This window comes from Streptomyces toyocaensis (assembly GCF_000725125.1).
Classification (GTDB): Bacteria; Actinomycetota; Actinomycetes; order Streptomycetales; family Streptomycetaceae; genus Streptomyces; species Streptomyces toyocaensis.
Window position 1 is genome coordinate 98,140 of sequence record NZ_JFCB01000009.1, and the last position, 18,876, is coordinate 117,015.

Below are 18,876 nucleotides of genomic sequence, written 5' to 3' on the forward strand. Positions count from 1 at the left end.
GGCGAGAACCGGCTACCCTCATCGGCGTGAACGCTTCTCTTCTTCCGGACGACATCCAGGGCGACCCGTACGCCGCAGCCGACGCCGCCGCCGTGCGCCTGCGCGAACTCACGGGCGCCGAGACCCACGACGTCGCCCTCGTGATGGGCTCCGGCTGGGCCCCGGCCGTGGACGCCCTCGGCACCCCCGAGGCCGAGTTCCCCGTCACCGAGCTGCCCGGCTTCCCGCCGCCGGCTGTCGAGGGCCACGGAGGCAAGATCCGCTCGTACCGCGTCGGCGCGAAGCGCGCCCTGGTCTTCCTGGGCCGTACGCACTACTACGAGGGCCGGGGTGTCGCGGCCGTCGCCCACGGCGTCCGCACGGCGGTGGCCGCGGGCGCCAAGACGATCGTCCTGACCAACGGCTGCGGCGGCCTGCGCGCGGGCATGCGCCCCGGGCAGCCGGTCCTGATCAGCGACCACATCAACCTCACGGCCACGTCGCCGATCGTCGGCGCCAACTTCGTCGACCTCACCGACCTCTACTCGCCGCGTCTGCGGGCGCTGTGCAAGGAGATCGACGCGAGCCTGGAAGAGGGCGTCTACGCGCAGTTCCCCGGGCCGCACTACGAGACTCCGGCGGAGATCCGGATGGCCCGGGTGATCGGGGCGGACCTGGTCGGCATGTCGACGGTTCTCGAGGCGATCGCCGCGCGGGAGGCGGGGGCCGAGGTCCTGGGGATCTCCCTGGTCACGAATCTCGCGGCGGGCATGACGGGCGAGCCGCTCAACCACGAGGAAGTCCTCCAGGCGGGCCGTGACTCCGCGACGCGGATGGGGTCGCTGCTGGCGCAGGTGCTCGGCCGCCTCTAGGCGGCGGAGCCGAACGCGGACGGGTACCCCATCCGTACCGGTGCTGGTGCCGGCCGGGGGCCGCTTCCGCCCGCCCGGCACCCCGGGTGACCCGGCTGGGTTCACGCAGCCTGGCGCCTGCGGGGTGCCGTCGCGCCCCCTCCCCCACTCTCGGCCTCGCCCGAGCGGGAGGTACCGCCATCGCCCCTGGGCACTCGTGGAGGCACGACTGCCCGCGGAAGCCGAAGCGGCGGGCGGCACGTGGCGACCGGCAGCCGCGCGTGGCGTGTGGCACGCGTGGTGGTGCAGCCGCGCGTGGCGTGTGGCACGCGTGGTGGTGGGCGTGCTGTTGGCGCGTACGGCGGGAAGGGGACGGGGCGGGGGTGTCCGCCCGCAGTGACTGGCGCGTCCGCGCCCCAGCCCTTCCAGCGAACCCGGTCGCGCCGGTCCGAGGACGGACACCCCCGACCCGGCCCCGACCCACCCACCACCCGTAGGCGCTGCCCGAGCCCCCACCGCACAGCCCGCTGCGCCGCAGGCACACGACCCCCACCCGACCCAACGAGAGGCTGACCGACCGTGCAAGACGACGCCCTCCTCGCCCAGGCCCAGGCGTGGCTCGCCGAGGACCCCGACCCGGACACCCGCGAGGAACTCACCCGCCTCCTCGACGCCGGCGACCAAGCCGAGCTCGCCGCACGCTTCGGCGGCACCCTCCAGTTCGGCACCGCCGGCCTCCGCGGCGAACTCGGCGCCGGCCCCCTGCGCATGAACCGCTCCGTGGTCATCCGCGCCGCCGCCGGCCTCGCCGCGTATCTCAAGAAGCAGGGCCACACCGACGGCCTCGTCGTCATCGGCTACGACGCCCGCCACAAGTCGCAGACGTTCGCGCAGGACACCGCCGCCGTCATGACCGGCGCCGGCCTCAGGGCAGCCGTACTGAACCGCCCCCTCCCCACCCCCGTCCTCGCCTTCGCCATCAGGCACCTCGGCGCGGTCGCCGGCGTGGAGGTCACCGCCAGCCACAACCCGCCCCGCGACAACGGCTACAAGGTGTATCTCGGCGACGGCTCCCAGATCGTCCCCCCGGCCGACGCGGAGATCGCCGCCGAGATCACCGCCGTGGGCTCGCTCACCACGGTCCCCCGCCCCACGGAAGGCTGGGAGACCCTCGACGACACCGTCCTGGACGCCTACCTCGCCCGCACCACGCACGTCCTGGCGGAGAACTCCCCCCGCACGGCCCGCACCGTCTACACGGCCATGCACGGCGTCGGCAAGGACACCCTCCTCGCCGCCTTCGCACGGGCCGGATTCCCCGCCCCCGCCCTCGTCGCCGAGCAGGCCGACCCGGACCCGGAGTTCCCGACCGTCGCGTTCCCCAACCCGGAGGAGCCCGGCGCGATGGACCTCGCCTTCGCGAAGGCCCGCGAGACCGACCCCGACCTGGTCATCGCCAACGACCCCGACGCCGACCGCTGCGCCGCCGCCGTCAAGGACGGCGCCGACTGGCGCATGCTGCGCGGCGACGAGGTCGGCGCGCTGCTCGCCGCCCACCTGGTCCGCCGCGGAGCGACCGGCACGTTCGCGGAGTCGATCGTGTCGTCGAGCCTCCTCGGCCGCATCGCCGAGAAGGCCGGCCTCCCCTACGAGGAGACGCTGACCGGATTCAAGTGGATCGCGAGGGTCGAGGGCCTGCGCTACGGCTACGAGGAAGCCCTCGGCTACTGCGTCGACCCGGACGGCGTGCGCGACAAGGACGGCATCACGGCGGCGCTGCTCCTCACGGAACTGGCCTCCGAGCTCAAGGAGGACGGCCGTACCCTCCTCGATCTGCTCGACGACCTCGCCCTGGAGCACGGCCTGCACGCCACCGACCAGCTCTCGGTCCGGGTGAGGGACCTCGGCGTCATCACCTCCGCGATGCGCCGCCTGCGCGAGCAGCCGCCCACGGAGCTGGCCGGCCTGCGCATCACCAGGGCCGAGGACCTCACCGGGGGCACGGAGAAGCTCCCGCCCACGGACGGCCTCCGCTACACCCTGGAAGGCGCGCGGGTCATCGTGCGTCCCAGCGGCACGGAGCCGAAGCTGAAGTGCTACCTCGAGGTGGTCGTCCCGGTCGCGTCGAGGGCCGGCCTCCCCGAGGCCCGCACGCGGGCGGCAGCGCTCCTCGGGCGGATCAAGCAGGACCTGTCCGAGGCAGCCGGCATCTGAGCGGACCCCACGCGGGGCGAACAGCGCCCCGCGTGGCCCACTCGGGCGCCACCCGGCCCAACACCCGGCCCAACACCCGGTCCACGCCACTCGGGCGCCTCCCGGCCCAACACCCGGCCCACGCCACCCGAGCCCCGCCTCACCGGCCCAATGCCACCCGGCCGCGTGCCGCCCCGCTCACCCCACGGCCAGCAGAACCGCCAGCAGCACGGCCCCCGCGACAGCCGGCCCCGCGATCTCGTAGGCCCACCGCACGGTCACCTCGCCCTGCGCCGCCTCGGCCCCCTGCCGCCGCTCGTGCAGCTCGCGCATCTCGGCCATGGCCCGGTCGCTCTCGGCCTGCCGGGGAGCCTCGGAAACGCCCCCCGGGCCGGACCCACGGCCGCCGCGGCCCCCGGCCGCCCCGCCGTCACCGCGGGCGGCCTGCCGCGCCACCCGCGCCTCGTGCCGTGCCGCCTTGCTGCGGGCCCGCAGCGAGACCGGGAGGGCCCAGAGCTGGTACTTGGTGCCGGAGTCGTCGACGACCTCGTTGGAGAACCCGGACCGCAGCGAGGCGACCTGCCCCCAGGGCAGCACGATCACGCGGAACGGGTTGCGGACGCGCAGCCGGTCCTCGTTCACGTAGACGGCGGGGCGCAGGGTGTAGGCGACGACCAGCGGCACGAGCAGGAGCATCACGGCGAGGGAGAGCCAGGGGGTGCGGCCCTCTCCGGCGACCACCGCGTCGATGCCGAGCCAGCCGATGATGGCGAGCAGCAGCACACCACCGACGAGGCCCGCGGGCGAGCGGTAGATCCGGTCCTGGAACTGGGGCGCCGCGGGCTCAGCAGGCCTCGTGGGCTCCGGGCCGGGCGACTGGGGGTCGGGGGTCGTCATGCACCCGATTCTGCACGACGCCTCCGCCGAAGCCGTACGCGGTGGACACCGCACGCCACCCCGCACCGCGGGCCCCCCGCCCACCCACGAGATGCCCCACGGGGCTGTACAGCCGCTACGCGCGTAGATATGCTCGTCTGGTGACCATGCCCACCACTGCACCAAACGCTCTCAGCGACGTCACCGCGTCCGACGGCACACTGCGCCGCTTCCTCCACGGGCTGCCCGGCGTCGACGCGGTCGGCCTGGAGGCGCGTGCCGCTTCCCTCGGCACCCGCTCGATCAAGACGACCGCGAAGGCGTACGCCATCGACCTCGCCATCTCGATGGTCGACCTGACGACGCTGGAAGGCGCGGACACCCCGGGCAAGGTCCGGGCGCTCGGCGCGAAGGCGGTCCGCCCCGACCCGACCGACCGCACCACGCCCTCCACGGCGGCGGTCTGCGTCTACCCCGACATGGTGGCCACGGCGAAGGAGGCCGTCGCCGGCTCCGACGTCAAGGTCGCCTCCGTCGCCACCGCCTTCCCGGCCGGCCGCGCCCCGATCGCCGTCAAGCTGGCGGACGTCCGCGAGGCCGTCGCCGCCGGTGCGGACGAGATCGACATGGTCATCGACCGCGGGGCGTTCCTCGCGGGGCACTACAAGAAGGTGTACGACGAGATCACCGCCGTGAAGGAGGCCTGCGGGACGAACGCCCGCCTCAAGGTCATCTTCGAGACGGGCGAGCTGTCGACGTACGACAACATCCGCCGGGCGAGCTGGCTCGGCATGCTGGCCGGGGCCGACTTCATCAAGACCTCGACCGGCAAGGTCGCCGTCAACGCGACCCCCGCGAACACCCTCCTCATGCTGGAGGCGGTCCGCGACTTCCGCGCACAGACGGGCGTCCAGGTCGGTGTGAAGCCGGCCGGCGGCATCCGCACGTCCAAGGACGCCATCAAGTTCCTGGTCCTGGTCAACGAGACCGTGGGCGAGGACTGGCTGGACAACCACTGGTTCCGCTTCGGCGCCTCCTCGCTGCTGAACGACCTGCTGATGCAGCGCCAGAAGCTGGCAACCGGCCGCTACTCCGGCCCCGACTACGTGACGGTGGACTGATCACCATGGCATCCGCATTCGAGTACGCACCTGCGCCCGAGTCCCGCTCGATCGTCGACATCGCGCCGTCGTACGGCCTGTTCATCAACGGGGAGTTCACCGAGGCCGCCGACGGCAAGGTCTTCAAGACGGTCTCCCCCTCCACCGAGGAGGTCCTCTCCGAGGTCGCCGAGGCCGGTGAGGCGGACGTCGACCGCGCGGTGCAGGCCGCCCGCAAGGCGTTCGAGAAGTGGTCGGCGCTGCCCGGCTCCGAGCGCGCGAAGTACCTGTTCCGCATCGCCCGGATCATCCAGGAGCGCAGCCGCGAGCTGGCCGTCCTGGAGACCCTCGACAACGGCAAGCCGATCAGGGAGACCCGCGACGCCGACCTCCCCCTGGTCGCCGCGCACTTCTTCTACTACGCCGGCTGGGCGGACAAGCTCGACCACGCCGGTTACGGCGCGAACCCGCGCCCCCTGGGCGTGGCCGGCCAGGTCATCCCGTGGAACTTCCCGCTCCTGATGCTCGCGTGGAAGATCGCCCCGGCCCTCGCGACCGGCAACACGGTCGTCCTGAAGCCCGCCGAGACGACCCCGCTCTCGGCGCTGTTCTTCGCGGACATCTGCCGTCAGGCGGGCCTGCCCAAGGGCGTCGTCAACATCCTCACCGGCGACGGCCGCGCCGGAGCCGCGCTGATCGCCCACCCGGACGTCGACAAGGTCGCCTTCACCGGCTCGACCGCCGTGGGCAAGCAGATCGCCCGCACGGTCGCGGGCACCCGCAAGAAGGTCACCCTCGAACTGGGCGGCAAGGGCGCCAACATCGTCTTCGACGACGCACCCGTGGACCAGGCCGTCGAGGGCATCGTCAACGGCATCTTCTTCAACCAGGGCCAGGTCTGCTGCGCCGGCTCCCGCCTGCTGGTCCAGGAGTCGATCCACGACGAGCTGCTGGACTCCCTGAAGCGGCGCCTGGGCACGCTCCGTCTCGGCGACCCGCTGGACAAGAACACCGACATCGGCGCGATCAACTCCGCCGAGCAGCTGGCCCGGATCACCGCGCTGGCCGACCGGGGCGAGGCGGAGGGCGCCGAGCGCTGGTCCCCGGCCTGCGAACTCCCGCAGAACGGATTCTGGTTCGCGCCGACGCTGTTCACGAAGGTCACCCAGGCGCACACGGTCGCCCGCGACGAGATCTTCGGCCCGGTGCTGTCCGTCCTCACCTTCCGCACACCGGACGAGGCCGTCGCCAAGGCCAACAACACCCCGTACGGCCTGTCGGCGGGCATCTGGACGGAGAAGGGTTCGCGCATCCTGGCGGTCGCGAACAAGCTCCGCGCGGGCGTGATCTGGTCCAACACGTTCAACAAGTTCGACCCGACGTCGCCGTTCGGCGGCTACAAGGAGTCGGGCTTCGGCCGCGAGGGCGGCCGCCACGGCCTGGAGGCGTACCTCGATGTCTGACGCACGACTTTCCGTACTGAAGACCTACAAGCTGTATGTCGGCGGGAAGTTCCCGCGTTCCGAGAGCGGCCGGGTGTACGAGGTGACGGACTCCAAGAACAACTGGCTGGCCAACGCCCCGCTCGCGTCCCGCAAGGACGCCCGTGACGCGGTGGTCGCCGCCCGCAAGGCGTTCGGTGGCTGGTCCGGCGCGACGGCGTACAACCGCGGCCAGATCCTCTACCGGATCGCGGAGATGCTCGAGGGCCGCAGGGGCCAGTACGTCCGTGAGGTCGCCGACGCCGAGGGCCTGTCGAAGTCGAAGGCCGCCGACCAGGTGGACGCGGCGATCGACCGCTGGGTCTGGTACGCGGGCTGGACCGACAAGATCGCCCAGGTGGTCGGCGGCGGCAACCCGGTCGCGGGTCCGTTCTTCAACCTGTCCTCCCCCGAACCGACGGGCGTGGTCGCCGTACTGGCCCCGCAGGCGTCGTCCTTCCTGGGCCTGGTCTCGGTGGTCGCCCCGGTGATCGCGACGGGCAACACGGCGGTCGTGGTGGCGTCCGAGCGGTCCCCGCTCCCCGCCCTCTCCCTGGGCGAGGTGCTGGCCACCTCCGACCTGCCCGGTGGCGTGGTCAACATCCTCTCCGGCCGCACGGCGGAGATCGCCGCCCCGCTGGCCGCCCACCAGGACGTCAACGCGATCGACCTCGCGGGCGCCGACGAGGCGCTGGCGAAGGAGCTGGAGATCGCGGCCGCGGACAACCTGAAGCGCGTTCTCCGTCCACAGCCTGTGGACAACTGGTCGGCGACGCCCGGCACCGAGCGCATGACGGCGTTCCTGGAGACCAAGACCGTGTGGCACCCGACGGGGTCGCTGGGCGCGTCGGGCTCCGCCTACTGAGCGGCGCCCCACCCACAGCCGGAGCGCCGTGCCCCTTCTCCGTCCGGGAGGGGTACGGCGTTCCGCCGCCGCACCCCCGCCCGGTCAGCTCCTCAGCAGGTCCGTCGCCTGCCCGGCCCCCGGAATGCTGCCGACCGACGGCGCCTGGGCGACCGGACCGGTCACCTCCCGGGAGTCCACCGCCCGGAAGTCGGCGATCTGTGTGCTGACGCCGTTGTCGAGCGGGTCGACGCCCGTGCCGGCGAGCGGGTTGGGCTTGAGGTCCGCGACCGTACCCACGACCTGGCCGGCATCGCCGAGAAGTGCCTCGGAGTCCGCGGCCGCCGCCGTGGCCGCGCCGACGCCGAGGGCCACGCCCGCGGTCGCCAGGACGGTCAGGGCGCGTCGGGCGGTCGGCGTCTTGGGTGCCTTGTGTCGGGCCATCGCTGTGCCACCTATTGCCTTCGCTGGGTGATCGGTTCGACGCGAAGAGTAGTGGAGATGTGACGCGCGCTTCAAAGCCGCACCTCGGGGTCGTACGCCACCCGAACGATGCCCCACACTGGTGTCCCGTGAGTTCCCAGTCGCCCATATCCGCGCGAGTCGTGCTGCTCTGCGGCCCCTCCGGCTCCGGCAAGTCCCTCCTCGCTGCCCGCTCCGGCCTCCCGGTGCTGCGTCTCGACGACTTCTACAAGGAGGGCGACGACCCGACCCTCCCCCTGGTCGCGGGCACGTCGGACATCGACTGGGACGACCCCGGCTCCTGGGACGCGGACACCGCCGTCGCCGCGATCGAGCGGCTGTGCCGGACGCGTCGTACCCAGGTCCCCGTCTACGACATCTCCCTGAGTGCCCGCACGGGCGAGGGGACCGTCGACATCGGCGGGACCCCGCTATTCATCGCGGAGGGGATCTTCGCCGCGGAGATCGTCGGCCGCTGCCACGAACGGGGGCTGCTGGCCGACGCGCTGTGTCTGAGCCGCGGTCCGGTGCGGACGTTCCGGCGGCGCTTCCTGCGGGACCTCAGGGAGGGCCGCAAGTCGGTGCCGTTCCTGCTGCGCCGCGGCTGGCGGCTGATGCGGCTGGAGCGGGCGATCGTCGCCCGCCAGACGGCGCTGGGCGCTTACGCGTGCGACCGGGACGAAGCGCTGGGCCGCCTCGCTGCCGCGGCCGTCTCCGGACGTACGGCGACTGGTGCCGGCGCGACGAAGAGCGACAGCACCAGCACCAGCACCAGCACCAGCACCAGCACGCCGGCCTAGCGGGAGGGGCGTACGCGGGAACGCTCGGACGCACGAAAGGCGGGACTGGGCGGGCCCCCCGGCCCCTCCAGTCCCGCTGTTTCGCACTCCCCCGTGCTCCCCCGGATCCCAAGGGCCCCCGTGTCCCCCCTGTGCTTCCCCCTCTTGCTCCCCCCGGGATCCCCCGATCCCCCTTGCCACGACGACGCCCCCGGTGTCCCCGCGGTTCCCCCGTTTCCCCCTGCCTTCAGGCCACGAGCTCCCCGAAGGCGTTCTCCTCGTCACGGCCGAAGCTGAGGACCTCGTCCTCGCGCAGCCGGCGGAGCGACCGCCAGATGCTGGACTTCACCGTGCCGACGCTGATGCCGAGGATGTCCGCGATCTCCGGGTCCGTGCGGCCCTCGTAGTAGCGCAGGACCAGCATGGTGCGCTGGTTCTCGGGCAGCCGGGCCAGCGCCTGCCACAGCACGGCGCGCAGCTCGGTGCCGCGCATCGCGTCCGTGTCACCGGCCGTCTCCGGCAGTTCCTCGGTCGGGTATTCGTTCAGCTTGCGGCGGCGCCACGCGCTGATGTGCAGGTTGGTCATGGTGCGGCGGAGGTATCCGCCGACCGCCGCCTTGTCGCTGATCCGGTCCCACGCCCGGTAGGTCGAGAACAGTGCGCTCTGCAGCAGGTCCTCGGCCTCGAAACGGTCGCCGGTCAGGTGGTAGGCGGTGGCGTACAGGGAGGCGCGGCGCTCCTGGACGTAGGCGGTGAACGCCGCTTCGGCGTCCGCCGCCCGTGCCGGAGTGCGCCGCTCCCCCGAGGCCTCCCCGGACGCGTTCCCCCCGTTGGCGCCCTCCGTGGACGCGTCAACCACCGCCATGATCGCGGTGTGCTGACGCCCGGTGCCGCGAGCGCACCCCCGCATGCCCGCCGCACCGGACTTCTCGGAACCCCGGTGCACGTCGTGCAGACGCGTGACCACTGCGCTGGTGCTGGTGCCGTGCAGCGTGTTCATCTCGCGCCCCCCGTCGTGGACTTCCGGTGTTTCGCCCTGCTGTCGTGCTTGTGCCGAAAAGCTTGCCGGGGGACCTTCATGGCCGTGTCAGCCGACTGTCACAGACGTGTCACAGGGGTCGGTCACGGCGGGACCACGGATCCTTCACGAAAGTCCGCGCACGTAGCGGCACGTATGGGGGCTCATTGGGCAACTGCCGCCCACGGGTCGAACAGGGAGCCCTCCATGGGCCAGAATGAGCCCGTGCCTTCCCTGTTGCTGATCGAGGACGACGACGCCATCCGCACGGCCCTGGAGCTCTCCCTGACGCGCCAGGGTCACCGGGTCGCGACCGCTGCCAGTGGTGAGGACGGTCTGAAGCTGCTGCGCGAGCAGCGCCCGGATCTGATCGTGCTGGACGTGATGCTGCCCGGCATCGACGGGTTCGAGGTGTGCCGTCGCATCCGGCGCACGGACCAGTTGCCGATCATCCTGCTGACCGCGCGCAACGACGACATCGACGTGGTGGTCGGGCTGGAGTCCGGCGCCGACGACTATGTCGTCAAACCCGTGCAGGGCCGGGTGCTGGACGCCCGTATCCGGGCCGTGCTGCGGCGCGGCGAGCGGGAGTCCAGCGACTCGGCGACCTTCGGCAGCCTGGTCATCGACCGTTCGGCGATGACGGTGACGAAGAACGGCGAGGACCTCCAGCTGACCCCGACGGAGCTGCGGCTGCTGCTGGAGCTGAGCCGGCGGCCTGGCCAGGCGCTGTCCCGGCAGCAGTTGCTGCGGCTGGTGTGGGAGCACGACTACCTGGGCGACTCGCGTCTGGTGGACGCCTGTGTCCAGCGGCTGCGTGCCAAGGTCGAGGACGTGCCGTCGTCCCCGACACTGATCCGTACCGTGCGCGGTGTCGGCTACCGGCTGGATCCGCCTCAGTGACACAGGAGCACCAAGGGGGGGTCCGCGGCTGGTCCGCGGCGCGCAAGGGAGTCTGGTCACGGCTGCGGTTCACCAGCCTGCGGCTGCGGCTGGTCGTGGTGTTCGGGCTGGTCGCGCTCACCGCCGCGGTGTCCGCGTCCGGCATCGCGTACTGGCTGAACCGCGAGTCCGTACTGACCCGCACCCAGGACGCGGTGCTGCGCGACTTCGAGCGGGAGATGCAGAACCGGGCGGGCGCGCTGCCCGAGCACCCTTCGCAGGACGAACTGCAGCGCGCCGCGGGCCAGATGGCGACCAGCAGTCAGCGCTTCTCCGTGCTGCTGGTCGCGGAGGACCCGGACGGGCGGACGCTGTACGGCAGTTCGGGCGGACTGAACGGCTTCTCGCTGAACGACGTGCCGCGCTCGCTGCGGGAGGCGGTCACCGAGCGGCAGAAGATCACGTCCGGCAACACGTACCCGCACCACCTGTACTGGCAGCGGACGGTCGACGACGACACGCCGTACCTGGTGGCGGGGACGCGGGTGATCGGCGGCGGGCCGACGGGCTACATGCTGAAGTCTCTGGAGCCGGAGGCCAAGGACCTCAACTCGCTGGCCTGGTCGCTGGGGATCGCCACGGCGCTCGCGCTGATAGGTTCCGCGCTGCTCGCGCACGCCGCCGCGACGACGGTGCTGAAGCCGGTGCAGCGGCTGGGGGTGGCCGCGCGCCGGCTCGGCGAGGGGAAGCTGGACACCCGGCTCAGGGTGTCGGGCACCGACGAACTGGCCGATCTCTCGCGCACGTTCAACAAGGCGGCCGAGGCGCTGGAGAAGCGGGTGGCCGACATGGCCGCGCGGGACGAGGCGTCGCGCCGGTTCGTGGCGGACATGAGCCACGAGCTGCGAACGCCGCTGACCGCGATCACGGCGGTGACCGAGGTGCTGGAGGAGGAGCTCGAGTTCGAGGGCGGCGGCATCGACCCGATGATCGAGCCCGCCGTACGGCTGGTGGTGAGCGAGACCCGGCGGCTGAACGACCTGGTGGAGAACCTGATGGAGGTGACCCGCTTCGACGCGGGTACCGCCCGTCTGGTCCTCGACGACGTCGACGTCGCCGACCAGATCACCGCCTGCATCGACGCGCGTGCCTGGCTGGACGCGGTCGACCTGGACGCCGAGCGCGGTATCCACGCACGGCTCGATCCGCGCCGGCTGGACGTGATCCTGGCCAACCTGATCGGCAACGCCCTCAAGCACGGCGGTTCGCCGGTCCGGGTGGCGGTGCGGGAGTCGGTGGCGGAGAGCGGAGAGGGCGCGGAGGACGCCGGGGACGGGGGCACGGTGGTCATCGAGGTGCGCGACCACGGGCCGGGCATCCCGGAGGAGGTCCTGCCGCACGTGTTCGACCGCTTCTACAAGGCGAGCGCCTCCCGGCCGCGTTCCGAGGGCAGCGGCCTGGGGCTGTCCATCGCGCTGGAGAACGCCCACATCCACGGCGGCGAGATCACCGCGGCCAACTCCCCCGAGGGCGGCGCCGTCTTCACACTGCGGCTGCCGCGGGACGTCTCGGCGCGCGGCTCCGCGGAGAAGGCCGGCGACGCCGGGGACGAAGGCGCCGGAGGGGACGCCTGATGGACGGACGTCGGATGACCCTGCGGCGTGCGGCCGTGCGGGGCGCACGGGGGCTGCTGGCCGCCGGGGCGTTCGGGGCGCTGCTGGCGGGGTGCGGGATCCGGGCCACGGAGGTGCCGACCGACTTCGGCCCGGCGCCCTCACGGGTGCGCTGCTCGCTGGCCGAGCCGGAGGTGTCGACGCAGGCCGTGCGCGGGCTGCCGGTGCAGGTGTTCCTGCTGTGCGGGTCGTCCCTGGTGGCGGTGGACCGGACGGTACGGGTGCCGGACGGGGCGGCGGACGCGCGGCGGGTGCTGGTGGCGCAGGGGCTGCTGGACGAGCTGTCCGAGGAGCCGCCGGCCGCCGAGCGGGAGGCCGGGTACACCACGCGAGTGCGGCGCGGGACGACCGTGAGCGGTCCGCGGCCGGGCGACCCGGAGGACACACTGCGGCTGAGCACCGCGCCGGGGAGCCTGCCCTCCTCCGCGCTGGCGCAGGTCGTGTGCACCTTCTCCGACTCGGCGGCGGCCGAGGGAGACGGCTCGGTGATCCTCGGCGGCCCGGACGACAGCCGGCCGCGCCGCTACAAGTGCACCGACGAGGTCCGGTCGCGCCCGGCCGAGGAGCCGCCCTCCTCGGAGGCCACGGAGGGCTGATCCGCGGGGCGGGCCGGGCGGCTCCGCGCACTGTGGCGCATGCCTCATCCGGTGAACGGGTGACATCCCGGAACCATCCGCGCCGAGCGCCGCGTCTAGGGGGTCGTGCAGCGTCAAGGCTTCATCGGCGGCACCGCCGCATTCCGCATCCGGGTGACAGGGGGTCTCCTCCTGGCCGCGCATCTCGCGTTCGTCGCCTGGTACACGCTGCGTCCGCTGGACGTCCCCTGGGTGATGCCGGCGAATCTGCGGCCGTTCGACGGCATCCGGGCGGATTACGCGCTGGGGTGGGCGACGGGGGTCCGCCGGACCGCCGGGGCGATGGCGCTGCTGGCGCCGCTCGGGGTGCTGCTGCCGATGGCCGGCGGGCGCCTGGCCGTGTCGCGGCTGGGTTCGCTGATCCGCACCGTGACGGCGACCGCGCTGGTCTCGCTGGCCGTGGAGATGCTGCAGACCGCGGTGCCGGGGCAGGTGGTGGACGTCGACTCGCTGCTGCTGAACACGGCGGGCGCGGCGCTCGCGCACGCGGCCGTGGTGCCCGCGGGCCGCGCCTGGCTGCGCCGCAGGGAGGCGCGGCTGCCCGCCGCGGCCCTCCTCCCGGAGGAGCCGGCTCAGGGGAGGACCCCGACGATTCCCAGGGTCGGTATCGCCCCGTGGAGCGACGCTTTGCCCCCTTCGTCTCCGTAACGTGGAGTGCGTGGAGGCAGCCGGCCGGGAGGCCTCCCACCCCTCTCGAAGGAGCCGTCATGAGCCGCCTCGCCCGCCCCACCAACGACCGGATGATCGGCGGAGTGTGCGCCGCGCTGGCCCGGCGCTTCGGCACCTCCGCGAGCACGATGCGGGTGATCTTCCTGGCGTCGTGCCTGCTCCCGGGCCCGCAGTTCCTGCTGTACCTCGCCCTGTGGATCCTGCTGCCCTCGGAGGACAAGGCACGGACGGCCTGGTAGGCCCCCGGAACCGTCTCCCCGCGAGTACGCCGATGGGGCGCACCCCGAGTCCGGGTGCGCCCCATCGGCCGTGTGCGCCCGGCGGTCAGCCGCCGAGCGGAACGCCGTTGACGGTGAGGCCCTGCGCGGGCACACCGTTCAGCGGCAGACCGCCGAGCAGACCGGCGCCCGGAACCTGGGGGCCCGCCTTCTCCGCCACGGGCTGCACGGTCGCCATGCCGGTGCCGGCCAGCTCCTGGCCCGTCGCCAGCGCCTCGGACGGGGCCGGCACCGCGCCGGACAGCCGCTCGGCCGGAACGGCCTGGGTGACGGTGTCCAGCGTCGGAGCGGCGTCCGGGACGGCCGGGGCCGCGTTGGCGGCGCCCGCACCGGCGGCGGCGAAGGCGGCACCGAGAGCGGCGACACCGAGGGTCTTGGCAGCAGACTGCTTCATGAAAACGCGTCCTCGAAATGGGATACGGGGATGTGAGCGGTGCTGTGACCGTAAACACGCGGCACCATCCGCCGCAAACATCGAAATGCGGACGGATGGTGAACGTCGCCGCTGCCCTCGTTTTCCGAGAACGCCGATCTCAGTCCTTGGCGGCCGCGGAACCGCTGGTGGAGGCCGTCTGCCGGAACAGCCATTCGGATTTCAGCTCGGCGTATCCGGGCTTGATGACGTCATTGATCATGGCCAGTCGTTCGTCGAAAGGAATGAACGCTGATTTCATCGCATTGACGGAGAACCACTGCATGTCGTCGAGCGTGTAACCGAACGCTTCGACCAGGTGCTCGAATTCCCGGCTCATGCCGGTGTGCGACATGAGGCGGTTGTCGGTGTTGACAGTGGCGCGGAAGTGCAGCCGGCGCAGCAGACCGATGGGGTGCTCGGCGTACGAGGCGGCGGCCCCGGTCTGGAGGTTGGAGCTCGGGCAGAGCTCCAGGGGGATCCGCTTGTCCCGGACGTAGGAGGCGAGCCGGCCGAGCTCCACGGTGCCGTCGTCGTGCACCTGGATGTCGTCGATGATGCGCACCCCGTGCCCGAGCCGGTCGGCGCCGCACCACTGCAGGGCCTGCCAGATGGACGGCAGCCCGAACGCCTCGCCTGCGTGGATGGTGAAGTGGTTGTTCTCCCGCTTCAGGTACTCGAAGGCGTCGAGGTGCCGGGTGGGCGGGTAGCCGGCCTCGGCGCCCGCGATGTCGAAGCCGACGACGCCCAGGTCGCGGTAGCGGTTGGCGAGTTCGGCGATCTCCAGGGCGCGGGCGGCGTGCCGCATCGCGGTGAGCAGGGCACCGACCCGGATGCGGTGGCCGTTCTCCTTCGCTCGCCGCTCCCCCTGCCGGAAGCCCTCGTTGACCGCCTCGACGACCTCCTCGAGGCTCAGCCCGCCCTCGAGGTGCTGCTCGGGGGCGTAGCGCACCTCGGCGTAGACGACGCCGTCCTCGGCCAGGTCCTCGGCGCACTCGGCGGCGACCCGGACGAGCGCGTCGCGGGTCTGCATGACGCCGACGGTGTGCGAGAACGTCTCCAGGTACCGCTCCAGGGAGCCCGAGTCGGCGGCCTGGTGGAACCAGAGGGCGAGCTTGTCGGGGTCGGTGGCCGGGAGTGCGGTGTAGCCGGTCTCCCGGGCCAGGTCGACGACGGTGCCCGGGCGCAGCCCGCCGTCGAGGTGGTCGTGCAGCAGAACCTTGGGCGCCCGGCGGATCTGGTCCACGGTCGGGGTGTTCGCGATGGTCTGGCTCGTCATCTCCGCACTCTAACTCCTACGCGCGTAGATCGTCCGGTGTGCGAATTCGTCGATATGGAACGGTGACCGCACGGACGGGTCGCGTACACCGGCGCTTCTGAGACTGTTCTGTCATGGCACAGCAAGCGACGCCGGTTCGCACGGCCCGGCTGGGGAGGGCGCTCGGCCCGGAGCAGACGGCGGTGAGCGGTGTGGTGCTGCTGCTCCCCGGCGGCGAGGAGGTCTCCAGCCGCCGGCCGTCCCCCCTTCGGGCGGCCGCCTCCGTACGGGGCCTCGGCCGCCGTCTCACCCGCGCGGGACGGGAGCAGAGCCTCGCCGCCCACGTCGTCCACTACCGCTGGCGCGGCTGGAACGGCAGCGAGGCGCATCTCGCGCACGACGCCGCCTGGGCCGCGGACGAGGCCGTACGGCGCTACGGGGACGTCCCCGTCTGCCTGGCCGGTCTCGGCATGGGCGGCAGGGCCGCGCTCCGCGCGGGCGGTCACGAGGCCGTCAACTCCGTACTGGCCCTTGCCCCCTGGCTGCCGGAGGAGGACGTGGCGGCGCCACCCGAACCGGTGAAACAGCTCGCCGGCCGGCGCGTGCTGATCGTGCACGGCACCAATGACGCGCGGACCGACCCCGAGTTGTCGTTCCGGCTGGCGGCACGCGCGAAGAAGGCGAACCGTGACGTGTGCCGGTTCGAGGTGCATGCGGACGGGCACGGGCTGAGCCAGTACCGGGACGAAGTGATGGCGCTGTCCGAGGACTTCGTGATGGGGGCGTTGTTCGGGCGGGCGTTCTCCCGGCCCGTGCAGGATGCCCTGGCGGCGCCCCCGCCGCTGGGGTTGCGGATGCCGCTCGCCGCGGGGTTCGGGAAGTCCCTGCGGCGGTAGCGCCGTCGCGCCCGGTGTCATGTGGGGAGCAGAGTTCCCCTCTTGGAGAGCAGGAACTTCTTGAAGGCGGCCACCGGGGGCGTGTCCGGACGGCCGGCCAGCCAGGCCACGCCGATCTCCCGTGCCGCCCTGGGGGCCGTCACCGTCAGCTCCACCACGCCGGGACGGGGGAACGGCGGCGGGGGCAGGAGGGCGACGCCCAGGCCCGCGGCGACCAGTCCGCGCAGGGTCTCGGCCTCCTCGCCCTCGAAGGCGGTGCGCGGCGTGAAGCCCGCCCGTGCGCAGAGGTCGTCGGTGATGCGGCGCAGGCCGTAGCCGGGTTCCAGGGTCACGAACGTCTCGTCGGCGGCCTCGGCCAGGCGGACGCGGCGGCGGCCGGCGAGGCGGTGGTCGGCGGGGACGACCAGGCGCAGCTTCTGCTCGTCGAGGCGGCGGGCGACGAGGTCGGGTGCGTCGGGCACCGGAGAGGTCAGGCACAGGTCGAGTTCACCCGCCCGCAGGCCCTCCAGCATGGCCTCGCCGTAGTTCTGGACGAGGCTGAACCGGATGCGCGGGTGGTCGGCGCGGAAGGCGTGCAGCAGGCCGGGCACGGTCTCGGCGCCCATGGTGTGCAGGAAACCGAAGGCGACCTTGCCGGTGGCGGGGTCGGCGTCGGCGCGCACCTCCTCAGCGGCGCGCCCGATCTCGGCGAGGGCGCGTTCGACGGAGGCCAGGAAGGTGCGGCCGGCGGGGGTCAGGGAGACCGTGCGGCCGTGCCGGGCGAACAGCTCCACGCCCAGGTCCTGTTCGAGGCGGACCATCGCGCGGGAGAGGGTGGACTGCGGTACCTGCATCTCCTGGGCGGCACGCGTGACGTGCTCGGTGCGGGCGACGCCGGCGAAGTGCGCGAGGCGGGGCGCGAGCAGTCGCGCCATGTCGTCCGTGTCTCGTGTGTCACTGCCCTGTGACAGCCGACTCCGCGACCTGTGCTGATGCTCCATGGGAACGATTATGGCGATTCCGTGCATTGGACGGATGAGCGGGCCCCTTCCTACCTTCTAGGCATGACTCCCGCCAGTACCGGGGCGTCCACCAGCGTGGGCGCCGTCGCAACCGTTCCCTCCGCCCAGCCGCCCGCCGACGGGTCCCGGATGTCTCCGGGCGGTCCCGGTTACCGCCGGATGAGTCTCGCCCTGTTCCTCGCGGGTGTCGCGACGTTCGCGCTGCTGTACTCCACCCAGGCCCTGCTGCCGCTGATCTCCGGTGACTTCGCGGTGGGCGCGAGCGACGCGAGCTGGACGGTGTCGGCGGCGACCGGTGGCCTCGCGCTGTTCGTGCTGCCGATGAGCGCGCTGTCGGAGCGCTACGGACGGCGCACGGTCATGACGGTCTCCCTGGCCGTCGCCGTGACGCTGGGGCTGCTGGTGCCGTTCGCCCCGTCGCTGGGCGTGCTGGTGGCACTGCGGGCACTGCAGGGCGCGGCGCTGGCCGGGCTGCCGGCCTCGGCGACGGCCTATCTCGCGGAGGAGGTCACGCCCAAGGCGCTGGTGACGGCGATCGGGCTGTTCGTGGCCGGGAACAGCGTCGGCGGGATGAGCGGCCGGGTGATCACCGGGTGGGTGGCGCAGGAGTGGGGCTGGCGGGTCGCCGTCGGGGCGATCGGGGTCATCGCGGTCGCGTGCGCGGTGGCCTTCCGGCTGCTGCTGCCGGCGCCGAAGCACTTCCGGCCGGGCTCGCTGCGGCCGCGCGTGCTGGCCGGTGCGGTCCGCGGCCATCTGGCGAACCCGTTGCTGCGGCGGCTGTTCGCGATCGGCGCGCTGTTCATGACGGTGTTCGGCGGTGTGTACACGGTCATCGGGTACCGGCTGACCGACGCGCCGTTCTCGCTGCCGCAGGGCATCGCCGGCTCGGTCTTCCTGGTGTATCTGGTGGGCACGGTCTCGGCTTCGGCGGCCGGGCGGCTGGTGGGCCGGCTGGGGCGCCGGGGAGCGCTGTACGCCGGCGGGGGGACCACGGCGGCGGGCCTGCTGCTGTCGCTGGCGGAGTCGCTGCCGCTGGTGCTGCTGGGGCTGGTGCTGATCACCGCGGGGTTCTTCGCGGGGCACGCGGTGGCGTCGTCGGCGGTGGGGAAGACCGCGGAGGTGGGGCGTGCGCAGGCGGCCGCGCTCTACCAGTCCGCCTACTACGTCGGCTCCAGCGCGGGGAGCACGGTGGGTGCGCTGGCCTTCCACGCCGGTGGGTGGGCCGGCACGGTGGGGGTCGGGCTGGTGGCCGTGGCCGGGGTCGCGGCGATCACCCTGGCCGGTACGCGCGCGGCGGCCCGGGCGGCCGTGGTCCGGCCGGCCTGATTCTCCCCGCCCGCGCCGCCCCGCCCCCGGGGGTGCTGCCCCCGGACCACCGCTCCTCGAACGCCGGAGGGGCCGACACACCAGCCCGGCCCTGGGGTACCCCCTCTGGGGGATTGGGGGACGAGGCCCGTCCAGGGTCAAAAAAGGGGGGCCTGGGCCACTGCGCCGTCGCGCCGACCTGGGCGTCCGCCCGCTCGAAGGGCCGTTGTCAGTGGGCTGCGGTAGCTTCCGGAGTGGTGGGTGCGATGGTGCGCCACGAAGAC

19 protein-coding genes are annotated in these 18,876 nt (G+C 72.8%); 13 read left to right on the plus strand and 6 right to left on the minus strand.

Annotation, left to right across the window (positions count from 1 at the left end; all coding sequences use genetic code 11):
- The first annotated feature begins 26 nt into the window (after positions 1-26).
- Together BU52_RS12735 and BU52_RS12740 are read left to right on the plus strand one after the other, a co-directional pair.
- Positions 27-851, plus strand: a complete 825-nt coding sequence (locus BU52_RS12735; protein WP_037932756.1) for a purine-nucleoside phosphorylase — start codon at positions 27-29, stop codon at positions 849-851.
- A gap of 558 nt (positions 852-1,409) precedes the next feature.
- The gene (locus tag BU52_RS12740; RefSeq protein ID WP_037932759.1) at positions 1,410-3,044 is read left to right on the plus strand and encodes a phospho-sugar mutase; all 1,635 of its coding nucleotides are present in this window, start codon (positions 1,410-1,412) and stop codon (positions 3,042-3,044) included.
- Positions 3,045-3,221: 177 nt separating this feature from the next.
- Here BU52_RS12740 and BU52_RS12745 read toward each other — a convergent pair whose 3' ends face one another.
- The gene (locus BU52_RS12745) at positions 3,222-3,920 is read right to left on the minus strand and encodes a PH domain-containing protein (protein ID WP_037932762.1); all 699 of its coding nucleotides are present in this window, start codon (positions 3,918-3,920) and stop codon (positions 3,222-3,224) included.
- Between the two features lie 146 nt (positions 3,921-4,066).
- Between BU52_RS12745 and deoC the strand changes: the two genes are divergently transcribed.
- The 3 genes from deoC to BU52_RS12760 are packed head-to-tail and all read left to right on the plus strand — an operon-like array spanning position 4,067 to position 7,345.
- Positions 4,067-5,020: a deoxyribose-phosphate aldolase gene (gene deoC, locus BU52_RS12750; RefSeq protein WP_037933020.1), complete on the plus strand. Its 954-nt coding sequence runs from the start codon at positions 4,067-4,069 to the stop codon at positions 5,018-5,020.
- A 5-nt stretch (positions 5,021-5,025) separates the two neighbouring features.
- Complete coding sequence (locus BU52_RS12755; RefSeq protein WP_037932763.1) at positions 5,026-6,462, plus strand: aldehyde dehydrogenase family protein; 1,437 nt, start codon at positions 5,026-5,028, stop codon at positions 6,460-6,462.
- Positions 6,455-7,345 carry an aldehyde dehydrogenase family protein gene (locus BU52_RS12760; RefSeq protein ID WP_037932767.1) on the plus strand — a complete coding sequence of 297 codons (891 nt, stop codon included), beginning with the start codon at positions 6,455-6,457 and terminating at the stop codon, positions 7,343-7,345. The genes BU52_RS12755 and BU52_RS12760 overlap by 8 nt, the downstream gene beginning before the upstream one ends.
- An 84-nt stretch (positions 7,346-7,429) precedes the next feature.
- Here BU52_RS12760 and BU52_RS12765 read toward each other — a convergent pair whose 3' ends face one another.
- A complete protein-coding gene (locus BU52_RS12765; RefSeq protein ID WP_037932769.1) occupies positions 7,430-7,768 on the minus strand; it encodes a hypothetical protein in 339 nt (112 codons plus the stop codon).
- Positions 7,769-7,827: 59 nt separating this feature from the next.
- Between BU52_RS12765 and BU52_RS35930 the strand changes: the two genes are divergently transcribed.
- Complete coding sequence (locus BU52_RS35930) at positions 7,828-8,586, plus strand: uridine kinase family protein (RefSeq protein ID WP_037932772.1); 759 nt, start codon at positions 7,828-7,830, stop codon at positions 8,584-8,586.
- 226 nt (positions 8,587-8,812) lie between these two features.
- On the opposite strand, the gene BU52_RS12775 is transcribed toward BU52_RS35930, so the two are convergent.
- Positions 8,813-9,565: a SigE family RNA polymerase sigma factor gene (locus tag BU52_RS12775; RefSeq protein WP_037932775.1), complete on the minus strand. Its 753-nt coding sequence runs from the start codon at positions 9,563-9,565 to the stop codon at positions 8,813-8,815.
- A gap of 243 nt (positions 9,566-9,808) precedes the next feature.
- On the opposite strand from BU52_RS12775, the gene afsQ1 reads away from it, so the two are divergent.
- The 5 genes from afsQ1 (at position 9,809) to BU52_RS12800 (ending at position 13,681) form a co-directional block, all read left to right on the plus strand.
- Positions 9,809-10,486 (plus strand): two-component system response regulator AfsQ1, encoded by a 678-nt coding sequence (gene afsQ1, locus BU52_RS12780; RefSeq protein WP_024883374.1) that lies wholly within the window; start codon positions 9,809-9,811, stop codon positions 10,484-10,486.
- Positions 10,483-12,099 carry a sensor histidine kinase gene (locus tag BU52_RS12785; RefSeq protein WP_037932779.1) on the plus strand — a complete coding sequence of 539 codons (1,617 nt, stop codon included), beginning with the start codon at positions 10,483-10,485 and terminating at the stop codon, positions 12,097-12,099. The genes afsQ1 and BU52_RS12785 overlap by 4 nt, the downstream gene beginning before the upstream one ends.
- On the plus strand, positions 12,099-12,734 hold the full coding sequence (locus tag BU52_RS12790) for a hypothetical protein (RefSeq protein ID WP_107061153.1): 636 nt from the start codon (positions 12,099-12,101) through the stop codon (positions 12,732-12,734). The genes BU52_RS12785 and BU52_RS12790 overlap by 1 nt, the downstream gene beginning before the upstream one ends.
- 105 nt (positions 12,735-12,839) lie before the next feature.
- Complete coding sequence (locus BU52_RS12795) at positions 12,840-13,421, plus strand: VanZ family protein (RefSeq protein WP_037932784.1); 582 nt, start codon at positions 12,840-12,842, stop codon at positions 13,419-13,421.
- A gap of 59 nt (positions 13,422-13,480) precedes the next feature.
- Positions 13,481-13,681 carry a PspC domain-containing protein gene (locus tag BU52_RS12800; RefSeq protein ID WP_037932787.1) on the plus strand — a complete coding sequence of 67 codons (201 nt, stop codon included), beginning with the start codon at positions 13,481-13,483 and terminating at the stop codon, positions 13,679-13,681.
- Between the two features lie 85 nt (positions 13,682-13,766).
- On the opposite strand, the gene BU52_RS12805 is transcribed toward BU52_RS12800, so the two are convergent.
- A complete protein-coding gene (locus tag BU52_RS12805) occupies positions 13,767-14,114 on the minus strand; it encodes a hypothetical protein (protein WP_037932790.1) in 348 nt (115 codons plus the stop codon).
- 139 nt (positions 14,115-14,253) lie between these two features.
- On the minus strand, positions 14,254-15,411 hold the full coding sequence (locus BU52_RS12810; protein ID WP_037932793.1) for an adenosine deaminase: 1,158 nt from the start codon (positions 15,409-15,411) through the stop codon (positions 14,254-14,256).
- Positions 15,412-15,524: 113 nt separating this feature from the next.
- Between BU52_RS12810 and BU52_RS12815 the strand changes: the two genes are divergently transcribed.
- Entirely contained in the window at positions 15,525-16,286 is a 762-nt protein-coding gene (locus tag BU52_RS12815; RefSeq protein ID WP_037932796.1) for an alpha/beta hydrolase, read from the plus strand.
- Positions 16,287-16,303: 17 nt separating this feature from the next.
- Here BU52_RS12815 and BU52_RS12820 read toward each other — a convergent pair whose 3' ends face one another.
- On the minus strand, positions 16,304-17,266 hold the full coding sequence (locus BU52_RS12820; RefSeq protein ID WP_037932799.1) for a LysR family transcriptional regulator: 963 nt from the start codon (positions 17,264-17,266) through the stop codon (positions 16,304-16,306).
- 63 nt (positions 17,267-17,329) lie between these two features.
- Between BU52_RS12820 and BU52_RS12825 the strand changes: the two genes are divergently transcribed.
- Positions 17,330-18,613 carry an MFS transporter gene (locus tag BU52_RS12825; RefSeq protein ID WP_037932802.1) on the plus strand — a complete coding sequence of 428 codons (1,284 nt, stop codon included), beginning with the start codon at positions 17,330-17,332 and terminating at the stop codon, positions 18,611-18,613.
- The last annotated feature ends 263 nt before the right edge of the window (positions 18,614-18,876 follow it).

What these genes read in the sequence shown, in the direction of transcription:
- BU52_RS12745 (WP_037932762.1), bottom strand. Translation starts at nt 3,920, where the DNA reads ATGACGACCCCCGACCCCCAGTCGCCCGGCCCGGAGCCCACGAGGCCT.
- deoC (WP_037933020.1), top strand. Translation starts at nt 4,067, where the DNA reads ATGCCCACCACTGCACCAAACGCTCTCAGCGACGTCACCGCGTCCGAC.
- BU52_RS12755 (WP_037932763.1), top strand. Translation starts at nt 5,026, where the DNA reads ATGGCATCCGCATTCGAGTACGCACCTGCGCCCGAGTCCCGCTCGATC.
- BU52_RS12760 (WP_037932767.1), top strand. Translation starts at nt 6,455, where the DNA reads ATGTCTGACGCACGACTTTCCGTACTGAAGACCTACAAGCTGTATGTC.
- BU52_RS12765 (WP_037932769.1), bottom strand. Translation starts at nt 7,768, where the DNA reads ATGGCCCGACACAAGGCACCCAAGACGCCGACCGCCCGACGCGCCCTG.
- BU52_RS12775 (WP_037932775.1), bottom strand. Translation starts at nt 9,565, where the DNA reads ATGAACACGCTGCACGGCACCAGCACCAGCGCAGTGGTCACGCGTCTG.
- BU52_RS12790 (WP_107061153.1), top strand. Translation starts at nt 12,099, where the DNA reads ATGGACGGACGTCGGATGACCCTGCGGCGTGCGGCCGTGCGGGGCGCA.
- BU52_RS12800 (WP_037932787.1), top strand. Translation starts at nt 13,481, where the DNA reads ATGAGCCGCCTCGCCCGCCCCACCAACGACCGGATGATCGGCGGAGTG.
- BU52_RS12805 (WP_037932790.1), bottom strand. Translation starts at nt 14,114, where the DNA reads ATGAAGCAGTCTGCTGCCAAGACCCTCGGTGTCGCCGCTCTCGGTGCC.
- BU52_RS12810 (WP_037932793.1), bottom strand. Translation starts at nt 15,411, where the DNA reads ATGACGAGCCAGACCATCGCGAACACCCCGACCGTGGACCAGATCCGC.
- BU52_RS12815 (WP_037932796.1), top strand. Translation starts at nt 15,525, where the DNA reads ATGGCACAGCAAGCGACGCCGGTTCGCACGGCCCGGCTGGGGAGGGCG.
- BU52_RS12820 (WP_037932799.1), bottom strand. Translation starts at nt 17,266, where the DNA reads ATGGAGCATCAGCACAGGTCGCGGAGTCGGCTGTCACAGGGCAGTGAC.
- BU52_RS12825 (WP_037932802.1), top strand. Translation starts at nt 17,330, where the DNA reads ATGACTCCCGCCAGTACCGGGGCGTCCACCAGCGTGGGCGCCGTCGCA.